Origin of the sequence: Bacillus sp. FSL L8-0528 (genome assembly GCF_038593085.1) — a bacterium.
GTDB lineage: Bacteria > Bacillota > Bacilli > Bacillales > Bacillaceae > Bacillus > Bacillus paralicheniformis.
In genome coordinates this window covers 638,887-657,323 of the sequence record NZ_CP151961.1, presented here as the reverse complement: position 1 = coordinate 657,323, position 18,437 = coordinate 638,887, and the positions used below count along the sequence as shown (strand labels likewise).

20 protein-coding genes and 1 pseudogene are annotated in these 18,437 nt (G+C 46.2%); 8 read left to right on the top strand and 13 right to left on the bottom strand.

Annotated elements, in window-relative coordinates; all coding sequences use genetic code 11:
* Nucleotides 1-212: 212 nt before the first annotated feature.
* The 4 genes and pseudogenes from MHI30_RS03335 to MHI30_RS03320 all read right to left on the bottom strand — a co-directional run.
* Entirely contained in the window at nt 213-1,268 is a 1,056-nt protein-coding gene (locus tag MHI30_RS03335; protein ID WP_075755233.1) for an LLM class flavin-dependent oxidoreductase, read from the bottom strand.
* 268 nt (nt 1,269-1,536) lie between these two features.
* A complete protein-coding gene (locus MHI30_RS03330) occupies nt 1,537-2,511 on the bottom strand; it encodes an SPFH domain-containing protein (RefSeq protein WP_154495839.1) in 975 nt (324 codons plus the stop codon).
* Between the two features lie 21 nt (nt 2,512-2,532).
* Nucleotides 2,533-3,000, bottom strand: coding sequence for a TPM domain-containing protein (locus MHI30_RS03325; protein WP_256700779.1), 468 nt, complete (start codon nt 2,998-3,000; stop codon nt 2,533-2,535).
* Nucleotides 3,001-3,047: 47 nt separating this feature from the next.
* Nucleotides 3,048-3,296 (bottom strand): annotated as a pseudogene (locus tag MHI30_RS03320) (PspA/IM30 family protein); the annotation flags it as partial.
* 371 nt (nt 3,297-3,667) lie between these two features.
* Here MHI30_RS03320 and MHI30_RS03315 point away from each other — a divergent pair.
* Nucleotides 3,668-4,945 (top strand): MFS transporter, encoded by a 1,278-nt coding sequence (locus tag MHI30_RS03315; RefSeq protein WP_075755229.1) that lies wholly within the window; start codon nt 3,668-3,670, stop codon nt 4,943-4,945.
* Between the two features lie 20 nt (nt 4,946-4,965).
* Here MHI30_RS03315 and MHI30_RS03310 read toward each other — a convergent pair whose 3' ends face one another.
* A complete protein-coding gene (locus tag MHI30_RS03310) occupies nt 4,966-6,438 on the bottom strand; it encodes a carboxylesterase/lipase family protein (RefSeq protein ID WP_075755227.1) in 1,473 nt (490 codons plus the stop codon).
* A gap of 153 nt (nt 6,439-6,591) precedes the next feature.
* Between MHI30_RS03310 and MHI30_RS03305 the strand changes: the two genes are divergently transcribed.
* The 3 genes from MHI30_RS03305 to MHI30_RS03295 all read left to right on the top strand — a co-directional run bounded on the left by MHI30_RS03305 (nt 6,592) and on the right by MHI30_RS03295 (nt 8,146).
* Nucleotides 6,592-7,356, top strand: a complete 765-nt coding sequence (locus MHI30_RS03305; RefSeq protein WP_075755225.1) for an SDR family NAD(P)-dependent oxidoreductase — start codon at nt 6,592-6,594, stop codon at nt 7,354-7,356.
* 83 nt (nt 7,357-7,439) lie between these two features.
* Complete coding sequence (locus MHI30_RS03300; protein ID WP_075755223.1) at nt 7,440-7,802, top strand: DUF488 family protein; 363 nt, start codon at nt 7,440-7,442, stop codon at nt 7,800-7,802.
* A 65-nt stretch (nt 7,803-7,867) separates the two neighbouring features.
* On the top strand, nt 7,868-8,146 hold the full coding sequence (locus MHI30_RS03295; RefSeq protein ID WP_075755221.1) for a DNA-binding protein: 279 nt from the start codon (nt 7,868-7,870) through the stop codon (nt 8,144-8,146).
* 30 nt (nt 8,147-8,176) lie between these two features.
* Here the strand turns inward: MHI30_RS03295 and MHI30_RS03290 are convergent, their stop codons facing one another.
* The 3 genes from MHI30_RS03290 to MHI30_RS03280 all read right to left on the bottom strand — a co-directional run bounded on the left by MHI30_RS03290 (nt 8,177) and on the right by MHI30_RS03280 (nt 11,895).
* Nucleotides 8,177-8,512 (bottom strand): YxeA family protein, encoded by a 336-nt coding sequence (locus MHI30_RS03290; RefSeq protein ID WP_075755219.1) that lies wholly within the window; start codon nt 8,510-8,512, stop codon nt 8,177-8,179.
* 131 nt (nt 8,513-8,643) lie between these two features.
* Complete coding sequence (ppsA, locus tag MHI30_RS03285) at nt 8,644-11,265, bottom strand: phosphoenolpyruvate synthase (protein WP_075755217.1); 2,622 nt, start codon at nt 11,263-11,265, stop codon at nt 8,644-8,646.
* Between the two features lie 15 nt (nt 11,266-11,280).
* Nucleotides 11,281-11,895, bottom strand: a complete 615-nt coding sequence (locus tag MHI30_RS03280) for a TetR/AcrR family transcriptional regulator (RefSeq protein WP_026578969.1) — start codon at nt 11,893-11,895, stop codon at nt 11,281-11,283.
* 160 nt (nt 11,896-12,055) lie between these two features.
* Here MHI30_RS03280 and MHI30_RS03275 point away from each other — a divergent pair, with 160 nt between their 5' ends.
* On the top strand, nt 12,056-12,286 hold the full coding sequence (locus MHI30_RS03275; protein WP_075755215.1) for a hypothetical protein: 231 nt from the start codon (nt 12,056-12,058) through the stop codon (nt 12,284-12,286).
* 49 nt (nt 12,287-12,335) lie between these two features.
* On the top strand, nt 12,336-13,016 hold the full coding sequence (locus MHI30_RS03270; RefSeq protein WP_075755213.1) for an SOS response-associated peptidase: 681 nt from the start codon (nt 12,336-12,338) through the stop codon (nt 13,014-13,016).
* 67 nt (nt 13,017-13,083) lie between these two features.
* Here the strand turns inward: MHI30_RS03270 and MHI30_RS03265 are convergent, their stop codons facing one another.
* Entirely contained in the window at nt 13,084-13,545 is a 462-nt protein-coding gene (locus tag MHI30_RS03265) for a GNAT family N-acetyltransferase (protein ID WP_075755211.1), read from the bottom strand.
* 79 nt (nt 13,546-13,624) lie between these two features.
* Here MHI30_RS03265 and MHI30_RS03260 point away from each other — a divergent pair, with 79 nt between their 5' ends.
* Nucleotides 13,625-13,912 carry a hypothetical protein gene (locus MHI30_RS03260; protein ID WP_142238647.1) on the top strand — a complete coding sequence of 96 codons (288 nt, stop codon included), beginning with the start codon at nt 13,625-13,627 and terminating at the stop codon, nt 13,910-13,912.
* A gap of 23 nt (nt 13,913-13,935) precedes the next feature.
* On the opposite strand, the gene MHI30_RS03255 is transcribed toward MHI30_RS03260, so the two are convergent.
* Nucleotides 13,936-14,385 carry a YfmQ family protein gene (locus MHI30_RS03255; protein WP_075755208.1) on the bottom strand — a complete coding sequence of 150 codons (450 nt, stop codon included), beginning with the start codon at nt 14,383-14,385 and terminating at the stop codon, nt 13,936-13,938.
* 113 nt (nt 14,386-14,498) lie between these two features.
* The gene (locus tag MHI30_RS03250) at nt 14,499-15,416 is read right to left on the bottom strand and encodes a VanW family protein (protein WP_075755206.1); all 918 of its coding nucleotides are present in this window, start codon (nt 15,414-15,416) and stop codon (nt 14,499-14,501) included.
* A 323-nt stretch (nt 15,417-15,739) separates the two neighbouring features.
* Here MHI30_RS03250 and MHI30_RS03245 point away from each other — a divergent pair, with 323 nt between their 5' ends.
* Nucleotides 15,740-15,904, top strand: a complete 165-nt coding sequence (locus MHI30_RS03245; RefSeq protein ID WP_167564586.1) for a hypothetical protein — start codon at nt 15,740-15,742, stop codon at nt 15,902-15,904.
* A 415-nt stretch (nt 15,905-16,319) separates the two neighbouring features.
* Here MHI30_RS03245 and groL read toward each other — a convergent pair whose 3' ends face one another.
* Together groL and groES are read right to left on the bottom strand one after the other, a co-directional pair.
* The gene (gene groL / locus MHI30_RS03240) at nt 16,320-17,954 is read right to left on the bottom strand and encodes a chaperonin GroEL (protein ID WP_020450334.1); all 1,635 of its coding nucleotides are present in this window, start codon (nt 17,952-17,954) and stop codon (nt 16,320-16,322) included.
* Nucleotides 17,955-17,998: 44 nt separating this feature from the next.
* Nucleotides 17,999-18,283 carry a co-chaperone GroES gene (groES, locus tag MHI30_RS03235; protein WP_003179248.1) on the bottom strand — a complete coding sequence of 95 codons (285 nt, stop codon included), beginning with the start codon at nt 18,281-18,283 and terminating at the stop codon, nt 17,999-18,001.
* Nucleotides 18,284-18,437: the final 154 nt, after the last annotated feature.

Here is an 18,437-nt window from a genome sequence, read left to right as displayed (position 1 = left end):
CAGAATTGTTGACAAAATTCCAAAACTGCTCTTAGTTTTGGGATTTTGTCATCCTTTCAGCGTGATTGAAAACCATTGCAGTCTAGGAAGGCCGAGCATCGGAGCGGAGCGAATGTTGGAATTCGTGAGCACCGACGCGCAGGCCTGACAACGAATGCGAGGGTTTGTCGGCACGCTGAGGCCCGCGCAAAGAAAGCGCGGGCCTTTTCTCATTATGATCTTTCGGTTGCCTCCCAGCGGGATACTTCTTCCCTGACGAGCGGCGCCGTTTTTGTTCCAAAAAGTTCAATCGCCTTCATAACATCTTCGTGCGGCATCGAACCGACCGGAACGTGAAGCAAAAAGCGGGTGACCCCGACATTCTTGCGCAGATGAATAATTTTTTCCGCCACCGTTTCAGGATCGCCTACATAGAGCGCCCCTTCAAAGCTTCGGGCTGCATCGAAGCTCGACCGGCTGTACGGGCCCCAGCCCCGCTCTCTTGCGAGCGTATTCATAGCCTGCTGTGTGGACGGGAAAAACCGATCGGCGGCCGTCTCGGTATCCTCCGCAATAAAGCCGTGGGAATGGGAAGCGACCGTCAGCTTTGAGGCATCATGCCCTGCATGTTCCGCCGCTTTATAATAAAGATCAACAAGCGGGGCGAAATGCTGCGGACTCCCGCCGATGATGGCGAGAACCAGCGGCAGGCCGAGCAGGCCGGCGCGAACGACGGATTCCTGATTTCCGCCGCTTCCGATCCATACAGGCAGCGGATTCTGCACAGGGCGCGGGTACACGCCTGTATTCTGAATAGCCGGACGATGCTTGCCGCTCCATGTGATCCTTTCCGACTTTTGCAGCTCGAGCAGCAAATCAAGCTTTTCTTCAAAGAGCTCATTATAATCGTCTAAATCATATCCAAACAGCGGAAAGGATTCGATGAAAGACCCCCGGCCCGCCATGATTTCCGCCCTGCCGTTTGAGATCCCGTCGAGCGTCGCAAAATCCTGAAAAACACGGACGGGATCAGCCGACGACAGCACGGTGACCGCGCTCGTTAATCTGATGCGCTTCGTCTGTGCAGCCGCTGCGGCCAGGACGACGGCAGGAGAAGAAGCGGCGTAATCTTGACGATGATGCTCTCCAACTCCGAATACATCCAAGCCCACCTGGTCGGCAAGGACAATCTCCTCCACTACTTCGCGCAGCCGCTCCGCATGGCTGATGACTTTTCCGGTTTTGATATCAGGGGTCGTTTCTACAAAGGTGCTGATGCCTAATTCCATGTCGCTTTTCCTCCAGATTGTTTCCTTTAATTATTCTGTACATCCTTGATTGATGTATGCCGTATTCTTTTCACCCGGCACTCACATTGTTATATATAGAATACGGCGGGCGTTCTGATCATGCAATTGATCCGACTTATGAATCAGGATCAGCTTCTGCTCCATTTGTTTTCCAGCATGGTCTGCCGGTGATCATGCCGGTCTGTTATTGATAAATTCACAAAGAAGATACCAGCTTTGCCGGTATCTTCTATATCGATCCCCCCGCTTACACAAGTTTCTGCCCGCAGTTCGGACAGAAGTTGGCTTCACCCGTTTTCGTTCCGCAGTTTGGACAGAAGTTCGGCTTTGCCCCTGCCTGCGGCGTGCTTTGAGGCGTCTGTGTCTGCGCCTGCTGACTTTGGTTCATCTGATTCATCATTTGGTTCGCGACATTCATTCCCATCATCATGCCGGCCATATCGGATGCGGCACCGCCGCCTGCCATCTTTCCTGACGCCATGCCGTCCGTCATGGAGATCTGCTGATATCTGTTCAGATCGCCGACCATCCCTTGGGAAGCGTTCTTTGTGATCATGTCCTGGATTTCTTTCGGATAATTGAAACTCATGATGTTAAATCCTGTTATCGTCATGCCGTCGCTGACAATTTCCATATCAAGGTCTTCCTTGATCCCTTTTGCGATATCAAAGGCGTTGGCTTGAAGGTTGAACATATCTTTTCCTTCTTTTGTAATCCACTTCATCAGAAGCTGATCAAGGATAGATGTGATCCGTATTTTGATATCTTCCACAACATACTGATCTTTCACACCGGCAATTTTATCGATTAATGCGACATAATCATTCACCTTAAAATTAAATGTGCCGTTCGCTCTGATCGGCATGCCGCCCGGAAGTCCTGCAGCCGGGATATTGATGGCATTCTTCGTCCCCCATTTGACGGTAAACTCCTTCGTATTGACAAACAGGACTTCGGCGCGCATCCCGCTGTTAAAGCCAAATTTAAAACCTTTTAAAGTAGATAAAAAAGGAATGATTTCAGATTCGATATCATAGTCGCCTTCATCTTGGAATATGCCTTCGATTTTTCCATTGTTTAAAAAGACGGCATCCTGACCGGGACGAATGATCAGCCGGCTCCCCTTTTTGATTTCGCGGTTGTTCCATTTGTAGAAAATCATATCATCGCGAAATTCGTCCCACTCTACTACATTTGCAAATTGATTTTTAAAAAATACCATTTGAGCTCTTCCTTTCCCTTTCTAAAAGCTGCCCCGGCTGCCGCTGTGCGAATGTCCTCCGCTCGTCGTTCCGCCGCCTGAGCTTTTATTATTGGACGGTTTTCTTTGTTTTGTGACGGTCGTTCTGATGTACTCGTCATTCTTTCTGATCACTCCGGATGTATCACCGTTCATATATGTGTTTGCACTTACGGTCACTCTGCCGCCTGAATTGTATTTCATAATGGCGACGGCAATTCCCGCGATGACTGCTGACACAAGCAATTGAAACCATGTCTTAAAAAAGATGCTGTCCGCCCACGGTTTCTTCTCCATATCATCATACGCCGCCTTCATAAACATTTCGAATGCGGCTTCATAATGATTGTCTGATATATCAGGCGTGATTTTTTCTCTCATTTTGTCCAGTCTGGCGTCATTCAAATATTCTTCAGCCTTTTTAAAGCCGGCAAGATAGACTTCTCTATGCTCCATATCAACCGTTAACACGGCTGCATTTCCGTGCTTCTTCTGATAGCCGGGCGCTTTTTCGTCACGCTGCCGGCTTCCAAAGCCTTCATGGCATAGCGCTCAAGCTTGTCGATTTCCGCCCGGCAATCCGCCAGTTCTCTTTTTGCCCTTTGCTCGGCCGCCATGACGGACGCGGTTTCCGCCTTTACTTTGTTTAAGTCGCTGTTTAAGTTCCTGACGTACTGATCCACCATTTTTTCCGGGTCCTCTGCTTTATCAAGCAAAGCGTTAATATTGCTGGCCATAATGTCTTTGAACCTGCTTAATATACTCATATAAAAAACTCCTTCTCATAGTAAAATATACTTAGTTTAAATATACTATTTTTCCAGAGGAAAAGTTTCGGTTTTTTAATAAAAAATTGATATAATGGCAGTTTTTCGAGAAAAAATTCCAAACAAAAACAAAAATATTCAGACGCAATATCCTGATTTATATGTTGATTTATTTTTGGTTTCCGAATAAAGTAATACTATATGAAAAAACATTCGGAACAGCGTGCAAGCTGGAACGGGTGCAGGGTCGGTATCACCAGAAAATGACAACGCTTACATATTCGCATGACTCACTAAAGAAAAATCCAGCATTCAACGCATCAATCCGGCTTCTGTCAGAAAAGAATTCTGATTTGAAAGGGGAACGAATCATGCCAGGGAGAAAAAAAGGCAGTTTGAAGTCGACGATCACGGTTGCCATGTCCAACTATTTGGAGGCGGGATCAATCGTCGCAGGGGCCGGCGGGCTTTCGTTATGGGTTGAATATTTAGGGTTGGACGACGCCCGGGTCGGGCTTCTCGGCGCCTTAAGCGCAAATGGTTTCGGCGCGGCGATCGGCGCTTTTCTCGGCGGTTTTTTAGTCGACCGTTACGGGAGAAAATTCATATACAAATACGATCTATTCGTCTATATGCTTGGCGTTTTGCTGATCGCCGTGTCGTTTAATTTTCCAATGCTTTTAACCGGTTACATCGTGACGGGAATTGCGGTGGGCGCAGCGATTCCGGCTGCTTGGACTTACATTGCCGAGGAGGCGCCTGATCATGAACGTGCCGGACGCGTCGGCTGGGGACAGCTGGCATGGTCGGTCGGACCGGCGCTTACGCTGCTGTTATCGGTTGCCTTGGCGCCGCTCGGTTTGCTGGGAAGCCGGTTGATTTTTGCCCAATTATTCGTTGTCGCGGTCGTCACCTGGATTTTGCAGCAGCAGATTCACGAATCGTCCATCTGGGAGGAGCAAAAGCGAAAAGAAGCTGAAGACAAAGCAAAAGGAGTTGAAGAAAAGGCGTCGATCAAAGAGCTGTTGACCAACAAAGCGAACCTCCGCGCCATGATTCTCCTCATCGGAATTTACGCGTTTTGGAACCTTGTTGCCGGAACAATGGGATATTTCATGCCGTATATTTATGAGACGGTCGGCGGTTTAACAGCGGCGCAAGCCAACCTGCTGCAGGCATTTTTATGGATTTTGACAGTGGCGTCCACATACTTCGTCTTTATCCGTCTCGGCGATAAAGTCAATCGAAAAACGCTTTTTGGCATAGGAGCAGCCATGGCAACCGCCGCATGGGTCATCCTCACCTTCGGCACGATGAACATCACAGAGCTTTTATTATTTGTATGCCTGTGGGGCATTTCTGCGGGATTTGGAGCGCAGGCGTTTTACGGGCTGTGGGCGGCAGAGCTTTTTCATACGAAATACAGGGCGCTCGCCCAAGGCTTCATGTTCTTCATCGTCCGCATCGGCGTCGGACTCATCTCATTGGTCGTTCCTGCGATGATTACGGGATTGGGCTTTAAAACAGCCGGCGCCGTCATGATTGCGTTTCTCGTCATTCATATGATCATCGGGCTCCGTATGGCGCCGGAAACGCGCGGCAAATCGCTTGAAGCCATTCAAAGCGAACGCTACCACCAAAGCGGCTGACCTGTGGTCAGCCGTTTGTTCTAAACCTTGAGGTTCGGGGCTGTCAACAGCTTCCTCTTCTCTGAATACGGGTCGCTTTCAATCGCGATCTCTTGATCAAAAATGAGCGTTTTCCGTGAATCTTCATTATAATCAGGCCAGCTGACATGATCGGTGCTCGGCTTTCCGGAGCGGGCAAAAGACACCCAGGCAGCCTGGATCTGTTTAGCAAGCAGCTGCGCTTCTTCACCAGCCTTCATACCTGTCAGCTGTTCCAAACTGTCCATATTGCCAAATACAAACGGAATCTCTAAGCCGTGTGCCGCTTTGTTGAACGGCGGATGCTCTGAATCGGTATGCCAGTCAAACCGGTACATAAAGACAGATGCATGTCGTGATTGAGCCGAAGCGAACACAACGGAAGGATGCCAAAAGATCAGATCTGTCATCATATCAACATGGCCTTCCAATGATCTCGGATACAGAGACGCCGCGGCTTCAGCGGCCTCTTTTCCCATGTATTCTTCTAAAATCTCATTAATCTTGCTCTCAGGCAAAAGTTCCGAATCAGAGGCAAAAAACAAAGCGCCTTCATCGCGGTTTGTTCCGATTAAAAGATCGATCCCTTTTGCCGCGCCCTTCGCGACGGCGGCCTCCGGCTTCAGCGGCAAGGTTTTTTCGTCAAGTGCAGGCTGAAAGATCAATTCAAAAATATTTTCTCCCATTATAGCACGCAGCTGATCGGCAGCTTTAAGAAGTTCTTGATCAGATACATCGCAAAGACGCTCCAGGTGATGATGATCAATATCGAGAATCGTTAAGAATCTTTCTGCTGCGGCTTTCGCAAGCTTTTCAGACATTGTTGCGGAGGCCCCGCTTTCCATAATGGCCTGTTGAAAAAGCCCCTTTGCTTTCGGCATCGCCATAAGCGATGCGATGCTCATCGAGCCCGCCGATTCTCCAAATACCGTAATATGATGACGGTCTCCGCCAAAGAAAGCGATATTTTCTTTCACCCACTCGAGCGCCGCGATTTGATCCAGCAGACCAAGGTTGCTTGGGTAGGAATCATCAATTGAAGAAAGATGCAAAAAACCGAACGGACCGAGGCGATAATTGATGGTGACCACGATCACCTTTCCCTGCTTTGCGAGCTGAGTCCCGTCATAGAACGGTTCACTGCCGGCGCCGAGATAAAAAGCGCCCCCATGAATCCACACCATAACAGGCAGATCCCCATCCGCCTCTTCAGGTGCGTACACATTTAAATACAGGCAATCCTCAGATTTTTGAACCCCCTCTGATTGGGGCAATACCCCGTCGGGCTGCGGACAAACCGGACCAAATTGAAAAGCCTCCCGCTCACCTTCCCAGGCCTCCATTCGCTGCGGTTCCCGAAACCTTAACTCGCCGACGGGAGGTTTTGCGAAAGGAACGCCTTTAAAGATACGGACACCGTCTTCCGCTCTGCCTTTCAGCTTTCCGAAGCATGTTTTGACAGTCGTTTCATACATTTTATTCCACCCCTTTCACTTTTCAATGATAATGGAATCGGAACATACCGTCTAATCGGAATACTTGCATTTTGGAAAATGAAGGGTCTAGTATAGGATCAGAAGAGATGTTCAACTTATTGTTTAAAAACTTGACGGAAAAGAGGGATTTCAATGAAACTGTCGGGACACACAGTGCTGATCACAGGCGGTGCATCAGGAATCGGCTTTGCTTTTGCCGAACGATTTATGAAATCGGGAAATACGGTCATCGTCTGCGGGAGAAGGGAAAGCAAGCTGAAAGAAGCAAAAGAAAAATATCCGGAGCTGATCACGCGTGTATGCGATGTAACCGATGAAACGGAACGACTGGCATTATTTGAATGGGTCAAAGAACGTCACCCTGGCGTAAACGTACTTGTGAATAATGCGGGCATACAGCAGCGCTACCACATTTTAAAAGCAGATGTCATAGACAATTGGGCTGACTACAAAAAAGAAATCACCGTCAACATGGAGGCGCCGATCCACCTGGCCATGCTCTTTAGCCAATACTTCGCCGAAAAACCGGGGAAAACAGCGATCATCAATGTGACATCAGGCCTGGCGTTTACACCGATGGCGATCGCACCGATCTACTCATCGACAAAAGCCGCTCTCCATTCTTTTACGATGAGTTTAAGACATCAGCTTTCCGAGACCGGCGTTGAGGTCATAGAGGTCGCTCCTCCCGCGGTCAATACAGATCTGGGCGGTGTCGGACTGCATGATTCCGGAGCTCCTTTGGATGAATTTGCCGATGCGATCTTTAAAGGGCTGGAAGAAGGCCGATTAGAAATCGGTTATGCCAGATCGGAAAAAGCCTTGCGGATGTCAAGAGATGAAATCGATGAAAGCGTCAGCCAAATGTACAGTTCTTTAAAACATTCCATCGAATAAAAGGGATTTTGACATTGGATTTTCAATAGAGGTTGTTCCTTCCAGCCGGCCGGTTTATCATAAAATGAGAAGGAGTGATCCAAATGCCGATTATTCTCCAGCGCATTTATCACGAAAACCAACAGGCAGAAGGACGCCGCATTTTAATCGACCGTGTGTGGCCGCGCGGCATATCAAAAGAAAAAGCGAACCTTGACTGCTGGATGAAAGAAATCGCTCCAAGTCCTGATTTAAGAAAATGGTTCGGTCATGACCCGAAAAAATTCGAATCGTTTAAAGAAGCCTATCAAAACGAAATCAAACAACACCCTGAAAAACAGAGAAGCTTCAAGGAATTAAAAGAAATGGCTGCGGACGAAACCGTTATTCTGCTTTACGGTGCAAAGGATGAGCGCCATAACCATGCCGTCGTTCTTTATGAGATGCTGAACCGGCAAAGCCTTTGACCTTGAAACTTTTTTCAATCCTTTTCGTATGACAGATAAAGCAATATGCGAAAAGGATGGTAAACATGGAGATGAACCTGTTTTGGATCGGGCTTGGTTTAGCGGCTTTAGGCTATTTTATCGGTGACGGCTTGAAAAACTTTAAAAACCCAAAAGGGAGTTATTCAGGCTATCCCTATTTAATCAAAGAAGGCGATTTACATTATTATTTAGGCTTAAGCAAAGTAGAAACGAAAGAAATGCTGCGTAAGTATCCTGACATACCTAAAATTGAATTAAACGGAACAACCTATTATCCGTATCAGCATTTGATGGATTGGATGTTGTCCGCCGACCTTTATTAACAGTAAAGCGCAAGCTTCATTATAGAAACGTTATTTCAAGTCGAATTGGTCTTTAATCTTGTCCGGAAGCTCATCTGCTTTCATCACTGCAGGCTTTCCCGTGTATCCGTCATAGCTTCTTGGAACGCGGACAAGGGTCCCTTTTGAATAGGGTTTATCAACAAAAAATGAGACCACTTTTTTCTTCCCGTCCTTGTTGTACCCTTCAAGATTATAAACATATTGGCTATTCGGCGCTTTTTCCGCCTGATCATGAATCTGAACATAATAGTCGCTTTCAAGCTTCGCATTTTTCTGATTGCAAGCAGTAAGGAGAAAAACGGGCATGCAGCTTAATATCAAAACAAAGAAAACCATTTTTTTCATTATCATTCACTCCTTTCAAACTCATTTTAAAATATGGCACCACCCCGAATAAATCGGATCCCCTTACATACGGCTTACACTTTTGTAATATTGGCTTGGAAAAAAGCGCAGCTTCATGGCTGCGCTTTTTATCATTCAAGTATTTCAACATAGCCTTCCGATCCGTTAATCCTGATCTTCTGTCCGTCTTTAATTTCTTTCGTCGCATGCTCTACCCCCACCACCGCCGGAAGCCCGTATTCCCGCGCAATAACGGCGCCATGTGTCATGAGGCCGCCCACTTCAGTCACCAAACCTTTGATTGAGACAAACAGCGGTGTCCAGCTCGGATCTGTAAAAGGCGTGACAAGGATATCCCCCTCTTCGATATCAGCTTCTTCCAATTTCAGAATCACTCTTGCCCTACCTTCGATGACTCCCGATGAAACAGGAACGCCCGCCAATGCTCCCGCCGGAATGTGGTCTCCCAGAACTTCTCCCGTGATGACCTCGCCTTCTGAAGTCATCATTCGCGGAGGTGTTAATTTTTCATAATGCTGATATTCTGCTTTTCTTTCCTCGATCTTCTTCACATCGAGACGATTAGCGCAAACGGCCTCTCTCAATTCATCAAAAGACAGATAATAAATATCCTCCTTCGCTTGAATCAGCTTCTTTCGCTGCAAAACAGCGGCTTCTTTCATCAACGCTTCCTTATATATAAAATAGCGTTTGATCAGAGCATATTTGGGATATTCCCGATAACCGATAAAATTCCGCAAAACGCTGATCATCTTCTTTGTCTTTTTTGCCTTCTGTCTGCCTCCCTTTAGATGTTGCAGACGGCTTAACAGATCCCTCTCCTTTTGCTCCGCTTCCAATCGCCCCTGTTCAAACTTGACCGTTCGCGCACCGGGATCAAAGTTCTTGATGTTGCTCAAAATGACTGGAGCAAGAATGGAAGGACGTTCGCTCCAGCGCGTCTTGGTCATATCGATCTCACCGGTACAGCGCATGCCGTATTTCTCAAGGAATGCCCGCAATGCGCTGATAAAGGCGAGACCGCCGTCAAGCTGTTTGAGATCTTCGAAAAAGGTTTCATCATTGGCATGCGCTAAATACTTCTGAACCTCGGGGTATCCTCTGGCAGCATCGGAAACATCCAAAAGCGCCAATCCCATTTCAGATGTGACATTGTGCAATACCGATTGAGAAAGGGTATCGGCGACATTTTTTTCACCAAGCCATTTCTCCATTTTTCGATTGAGCCAGTATACCGCATATAAACCAACCATAATCACAGCCATGCTCTCTGAATCATAGAGAACTTTTTTCAAGCTTTTTTGATCCTCTTCTATCTGTGCAAATAACGTTTCACCCGATGCATTTTTCAATCGCTGTTCAGCCTCATGAATGGATGCTTCCGCTTTGGACATGAGCCGTTTGACTACACCTGTGTCGTTTTTCCGGTAAATCTTCAGCGCATTACCCGGCAGCGACCATGACAGCCCTTCAGCCCCTAATCTAAACATCCGCTTCCCTTTCGGCAGGGTTTTGACAAGCTCCTTTCTTTTCAAAAAATTCACAAGAGCGCTATGCATGAAAGGATCATTTTTCCCCGCCGTGCTGAGGACGACTTTCCGACCAGCAAAAGATGCCAAATCGTGTGATAAATCAATAAAAAGCCTTCCGCCGGCACAAGTCAGCTCATAATCCGAGATCAACCCGAAAAACGATATCCCAAGCGGATTGATCGGCTCTGTCATCATTTGCTGGTGCCCGACAGACATATAGACGCGCAGCTTGTCATCGCTCTGTTTCGGAAGAGGAAACAATGTCGTTACAGGCCGGGTCTGGACAAAGAAAAATTCGCCACCAGCCAGACACCATTCAATATCCTGCGGAAAACCGAAATGAGCTTCGATTCTCCTTCCCAGTTTTTCGAGCTGTATGATCTGTTCATCTGTTAATGTTTGCTTTTTCCGGCGTCCCGCTTCGACTTCGCGCGCCTCAGTGCCGCCGCTTTCCAAAGAATAGACTGCCGTCTTTTTCTCGGAAATCGTTTTTTGAATGATCTCGCCTTCACGAACCTTATAGTTGTCTGCCGAAACCATACCAGATACAAGCGCCTCTCCCAAAGCAAAGCTCGCATCAATCGAGGTGACCTTCCGGTTGGATGTAACGGGATCTGCCGTAAACAAAATACCGGACGCATCCGGAAACACCATCTGCTGGATGACGACCGATAATTGAACTTTACGGTGGTCAAAACCGTTTTGAATCCGGTAGATCACGGCCCGCTCTGTAAACAGTGAAGCCCAGCATTTGCTGATATGCTTCAAGATCGCCTCTATTCCTTTTATATTTAAATACGTATCTTGCTGACCGGCGAAAGAGGCATGAGGCAAATCTTCCGCCGTAGCGCTTGATCGGACGGCATATGCACCGCCGCCAGCATTTGAGTGAGCGCTTTTAACCGCTTCTTTGATCTCTTCGGCGATTTCGGCTCTTTCAATACCATTGCGGATCTGGAGGGCGAGTTCGTTAATCTCCTCTCTATTGTTCACTTTTAAAAGTGACAGCTGATCAATCAGTTCACTGACTCTGCTGTTTTCGCCAATCATCCTTTCATATGCCTTTGTGGTTACACAAAAGCCGTGAGGCACTTGAATGCCGTCCATTTTGGACAATTCGCCCAAGTTCATCCCTTTTCCCCCGACAAGCGGCAAATCGGCTCGATCGACCTCATGAAAGCCCATTACATAGTATCCCATCAGAAATCCCCCTTTTTATTCGCCTTCAATACCGAAACGAATCATATCCAAAAACCGTTTTCGTTCTTCAAGAAGACGTCTGCTCCAGGCTGGATCATAATCGTTCTCAGCCGTTACTTTCGCTAGAAACTTTTGTTCAAAATGCCCCATCATGACCATGATGAGTTCGAACGCCTCTTCACGATCGACTCCTTTCCTCAACGGAACTTTCGCAAAAAGCTGTTTTAGAATACGATTTCTAACGGCAAATTGCTCCCCATACTTTGCGGCGATTTCTTCTTTTAATTCGGAAGGCGGTGAAAAAAAGGCTTCTTTCGTGAGCTTATATACGTTTGGATAATCCGCGAAAAACTCAAGCTTAGCCAGGCTTATTTTTTCTTTCGCTTCAAAAAAATCATGATAAGACGACAGGTCATCAAGGGAAAGGCGCGACTTTACCTTTTCAATACAATAATCGAGCACAGTTAAGTACAGAATTTTTTTGCTTTTAAAGTGATGAAAAATCAGCGCCTTTGAAATGCCGGCCGCTTCCGCCAGCATTCCGGTCGAAGTCTTAGCATAGCCGTGCCTTGCAAAAACCTCCAAACAGGCATCGAGTATTTGTTCTTTTTCATAAAGCTGTAAAGGCATTGATCATCATTCCTTTTCGTTATTGACCAATCGGTTAGTATAAATTGTAGCGTTTGCTGACCATTCGGTCAATATAATAAAACAAGAATGAGGTTTTAACATATGAATTTATTGGTAAAATGAAGGTGGAGCTTACAAAATATGTCGGGGTGAAAAAGCAATGCTGGCGTTGGTGGTAAAGTTTATTTTGCTCTTTATTTTATGTTCCATTTCGTTTTCTTTATTTAAAGCATGTGTTTACACAGCGGGTAAAAAGCTGATTGACCGGACCGCGGAAGGATCGGCGCTCAACTGGACCTGCAGTGTATTCATCAAAAACGGCGTGGCCATGACGGGCGATGACTGCTTTGTCATGGCTGTTTCAGCGGCCTTGTTGGCCATTTATATATAAAAAATCTATTTGCCTCAAACTTTCAATAAACAAAAAAAGGTGATCTAAGATGTGCGGCAGGTTTACGCTCTTTTCTGAATTTGATGAGATTATTGACCGTTTCGAGATTGATCAAATGACGATTGAAGATTACAGCCCCAGTTATAACATCGCACCTTCCCAGTCTATTCTCGCCGTCATCAGCGACGGTTCCCATAACCGGCTAGGACGGCTGCGGTGGGGATTGATTCCGCCATGGTCAAAGGATGAGAAAATCGGTTATAAAATGATCAATGCGCGCGCCGAGACTTTGGCTGAGAAGCCGAGTTTTCGAAAGCCGCTGATCAGACAAAGATGCCTCATTCCGGCAGACAGTTTTTATGAGTGGAAGCGCACCGATGCCAAGACAAAGCGGCCGATGAGGATCAAGCTCAAAACAAATGGACTGTTTTCGTTTGCGGGGCTTTGGGAGAAGTGGCAGCCTGCAGGCGGCAAGCCCGTCTATACATGCACAATCATTACGACAATGCCCAACGATTTAATGAAAGATATTCATGACCGCATGCCCGTCATTCTTGATCGTCAGGCTGAAAAAGAATGGCTGAATCCGAAAAATCAAGACCTTGCGTATTTAGAAAGCCTTTTAAAACCATATGCATCAAAAGAGATGGAAGCTTATGAAGTCCCGCCTCTCGTCAATTCACCGCATCATAATTCTCCTGAGCTCATTAAAAAAGCCCCTTTGCAATGAAAAAGGGGCTTTTCAGCGAGGCGGCCGGGTCATAATGGTGAGGGCATCGCCTCCATTATTCAAAAAATTAATGTGTCAGAAGGTAAAATTCACTGCTGAAGCCGATGCCTTCCCAAAAACGCAGCGCCGATTGATTATCGATATCAACCGATACTTGAACGTGAGACACTTGATGCCGTTCAAACCAATCCATCATACGATCCGCAACAAGCTTCCCCAGCTTGTTTCTTCGATAGACCGGGGCTATGTACACTTCATCGATGTGCCCGCACAGACAATCGCTGACCAAATCTTTCTTAATAGAGGCCAGCCCGTATCCGACCGCTTCTTGCTTCTCATTCACGACGGCCAAAACCGTTCCGTATGCGGATTGAACATATTGTTTCAGCTGCTGCTGTATCATTTCTCTATCTTGATCATCCAATGAGCAATCAGCTGTTTCCACTGTATTATCATTCCACAAATTGATCAGTTCATCAACAAACTCAGGCTTCAGAGGGGCATCAAGCTGTTGAATATGTATGGTCATGGCGTTTCTCCCTTTGCAAGACTTTTCATCAACCACATTTTAAATTAGAATAATATGCAATACAAGGATTTTATTGCTAATGAAAGGTGATGGTGAAATGGACAGCCGTACAGCGGGGGAAAAAGAACCGACGCTTGTCAAAGCGTTCCATTATATCACGCTTGCCGGCATAATTCTCCTCATCATTCCATCCGGGTTAAATCCTGTTTATTTGAATGTGGGTTTCATCCTGTTTGGACTGAACATCGGTGTGCGTTCATTCGTTCTTTTGAAGAAGAATAAAAAAGGAGAATGTATCTTTACGATCGCTGCTTGTTTATTTTTGATCGGTTACAGCGCTGTCAGGCTCTATTTTTTATCACAATAAAAAAGCAGGTTTTTTCCTGCTTTTTAAACCAAATCCGCCGTTTTGAGCCCCCTAAATGTTTGCAGACTGTCAGAACGCAGACAATAAGCGGCCGTTTTTTTCTTATATTGTTTAACGACGTCTATATGATCATCGTATCTGTAAACCAACAGCTTCACAGCGTTTTTTCCTCTTTTTGTTTCGATAACAAACGGTGTCCCGGCGTTTTTCGGATTTACAAAAAGCGGCTCGTCTCCCGGGTAGATGTAATACCGCTCCATAAATACGGCTTCATTAAAGTGTTGAATAAATTGACTCTTGTCAGATCCCTCTAAACGCTCTCCGCCGAACGTCACTTGAACATTCGCTTCTTCAAGCTTCACATGAACTTGAAATTTGCCGGTCAGCCACTCTACGACACCGCTCGGAAGGCAAGTGACCAGTATTTTAAAAAGACTGAAGATCACCAAAAAGGTTACAAAAAGCCATGTCACTCGATCATCTCCTCTTGTCTTAAAGATGTGTCCTTGATTCATCCTATCATACAGGCAAAAGGATTTTATTGTACATTGTGTGAACAAGTGCAGCGCCAGCTGAACATTCGCTTTCAGTGATCCCCGCTCTGATGCTCTTCTTTCGGAATTTGGGCCGGAGCCTTCGGGACTTTTCGCAGCTGATGATTGACCACATCAGAAGAATAAAGCGTCACAACCATCGTCCCCCCGTGCTGTTTCGCCCGGATCAAGACCGGCTGGTTATATTTGTTTTGAAAGCGCAAATCAGGTCCGCCCCAGCTGACCGTCGCGTCGCGCCCCGGCGGAACATAAGGGACACGCCGGCTGTGGGAATAACGCTGGACGATTTCGAGTCCTGCCCGGTCAACCGCATTAAACAATGTCGACGAAACCTGGCAAATGCCTCCGCCAACCCCTTCAGACAATTCGCCTCTCACGATCACGGGAGCCTTCATATACCCCTTGTCCGGCGTCCTCATTCCGACAACTTTATTAAATGAAAACGTCTCATTAGGAAACACAACATGATTGTCGATCGCTTTTGCCGCAAGTGAAATGTTGTGCGTCCTGCTTTTATTCCCGGAATTAAAATACGTCACATACTGGCCGATCCGCTGTGTCCGGATATGGGAAAGCAGTTCGCTGTCCACTTTCGGGTAAACATTCAATTCAGGCACTTCTATCGTGGACGGGCCATCCCCATAAAAATACGCGTAAAACTGCTCTCTAAACCCCTCCCGTGAAAGGCTGTAGCCAACCTTGCCGGGAACGATCCTTCCCTGATCATTGATCACGGCGTTGACGGGATCCTTGTGTACTTTCCGCTCAAGCCTGTCAACGAACTCGCCGTATTTTTTATCATCAATCATCGGTGTCCCGGGAAGCGGCATTGTAAAATCTTCGCGGTTCACAACGGCCACTTTCTTCCCTTGCTGGGTGATCGTTAAGCTGTCAGAATGCCCCGCGGGCTGCGCTAATAGTAAAAGTCCAGTCATCCAAATTTTCAGCATAAGTCGATGTACCTCCCGATATTAGTATGAACAGGAGATGACATTTGATGTACTGGACATGTGATGCTTTAAAGATGATCTATATTATGGATTGGAAAAGGTTACACTAGCGGAGGGAAGCAAAATAAGTATAAAGCATGCACTAAGCCTGTTTATCTTCATTGATTCCTTTTCTTTTTAGCCTGATGAACATTACGGTGGTTGTGATCAGAGCTAGCAAAAAAATAATACCTAAGTACAGGAACCCGACCAGCTCTACGCCATTAAATTTGTACGTAAAATAACTGCCGATAAAAAAGATTGTCCCCAGCAGGGAAAATGAATTGAATCGATTTACAATTTTTTTGACCATATTTTTAAAACCCCCCATTTCTCACAAAGGATCAAATTTAGGTCTTGCGGTTTTAATGCCATTTGCTGACGCACTGACCGTTGAAAGAGATTACGGGCAATATAAGGCTCCGATATCAGATGCAGAATTAGAGTGACATTTATTAAGGCTACTCTTACCGATGTTCATAATATAAAATATATGCCCTTCTCTTTGAGAAGGGCATGCCACTTTTTGTTGATTTTCTTTTATAGTGAGATTTAAAAATAGAAGAGCCAATAAAATGATTGCAATGTTCACCAGCCAAGATTTCCAGCTAGCCGCAGGGTCCACTATTGTACCGAGCAGATGAATAATAGATGAAAATGATAAAAGCAAAAACATTAGTTTGTTGTGCGACATCAATTGTTTAACCTTTCTGTAAAAAATTCAGAATCTAATTATACTATAATCTCCAAAAAGGAAATTATTCAATAGATAAAAACGAAGTATATGTCATCGCAAGTTAAAATAAAAAGAGGCTCTTTTGAGAGCCTCTTTTCCTTGATATATCAGCGTTTTGGACGCTGGGCTTACATCATGCCGCCCATGCCGCCCATGCCGCCCATGTCAGGCATTCCTGCGCCGCCTTTGTTTTCTTCAGGCTTGTCGGCAACAACTGCTTCAGTTGTCAGGAACATAGCCGCTACAGATGCTGCGTTTTGCAGAGCTGAGCGTGTTACTTTTGTAGGGTCAACGATACCTTTGTCGATCATGTTCACCCATTCGCCTGTTGCAGCGTTGTAGCCTACACCAATAGCTTCGCCTTTCAGGCGCTCAACGATGACAGATCCTTCAAGACCCGCATTGTGCGCGATTTGACGGATTGGTTCTTCAAGAGCGCGAAGAACGATGTTGATACCAGTCAGTTCGTCGCCTTCAGCTTCAAGGGCAGCTACTTTATTGTAAACATTGACAAGAGCTGTACCACCGCCGGATACGATTCCTTCTTCTACCGCAGCGCGGGTAGAGTTCAGGGCGTCTTCGATGCGAAGCTTGCGTTCTTTCAATTCTGTTTCAGTCGCAGCGCCGACTTTGATGACAGCTACGCCGCCTGCAAGCTTAGCTAGGCGCTCTTGTAATTTTTCTTTATCGAACTCAGAAGTTGTTTCTTCAACTTGAGCGCGGATTTGGTTGACGCGTGCCGCGATTTGCTCTGTATCTCCCGCACCTTCAACGATTGTTGTGTTTTCTTTTGTTACAACAACTTTAGAAGCGCGTCCCAATTGGTTGATTTGAGTTGATTTAAGGTCAAGACCTAAATCTTCTGTGATCACTTCGGCACCTGTCAGGATAGAGATGTCTTCGAGCATCGCTTTGCGGCGGTCTCCGAATCCAGGCGCTTTAACAGCCACTGCGTTGAATGTTCCGCGAAGCTTGTTGACAACCAGTGTTGCAAGAGCTTCACCTTCAACGTCTTCAGCAATCAAAAGCAACGGCTTGCCTTGCTGAACGACTTGCTCAAGCACCGGCAGGATTTCTTGAATGTTTGTGATTTTTTTGTCTGTTACTAAGATGTACGGATTCTCAAGAACCGCTTCCATCTTATCCGAATCTGTCACCATGTAAGGAGACGCATATCCGCGGTCGAACTGCATACCTTCAACCACTTCAAGCTCTGTTGTGAATCCTTTGGATTCTTCGATCGTGATGACACCGTCGTTGCCGACGCGCTCCATCGCTTCAGCGATCAGGCTTCCGACTTCTTCGTCAGCAGCGGAGATTGAAGCAACTTGTGCGATTGATTCTTTGCCTTCGATTGGTTTGGAGATCTCTTTCAGGCTTTCAACCGCTACAGCCACAGCCTGCTCGATACCTTTGCGCACGCCTACAGGATTAGCGCCGGCAGTTACGTTTTTAAGACCTTCGCGAATCATCGCCTGAGCTAGAACTGTCGCTGTTGTTGTACCGTCACCGGCAACATCGTTTGTTTTGCTCGCAACTTCAGCAACAAGCTTTGCGCCCATGTTTTCGAACGCGTCTTCAAGCTCGATTTCTTTCGCGATGGTAACACCGTCGTTTGTGATTAATGGAGAACCGAATTTTTTCTCAAGAACGACGTTGCGTCCTTTAGGTCCCAAAGTTACCTTTACAGCATCCGCCAATGCATCTACACCGCGCAGCATTGAACGGCGGGCTTCTTCGCTAAACTTAATATCTTTTGCCATGTTATTCGAACCTCCTATATAATTGTCTCGTTTTTATTTATGACTTAGCCGATAACAGCTAAAATGTCGCTTTCACGCAAGATTAAGTAGTCAGTACCTTCATATTTCACTTCGGTACCTGCATATTTTGAGAAGATGATGCGGTCGCCTGTTTTAACTTCTAATGCAACGCGCTCTCCGCTCTCTAACACACGGCCTGAACCGGCTGCAACCACTTTACCCTCTTGTGGTTTTTCTTTTGCGGAGTCAGGAAGTACGATTCCGCTGGCAGTTTTTTCTTCAGACTCAACGAGCTCAATGACAACGCGATCACCTAATGGCTTTAACAATGAAACAACCTCCTCAATATTTTCATATGTAATTTTAGCACTCGCACTCGGTGAGTGCTAACACAATTCTTATAATAAAGAATCTCCCAGGCAATTTCAAGTGAAAAGGTCAAATTTTTTTTACGCTTACATTTCTCCGCATATCCTTATCATC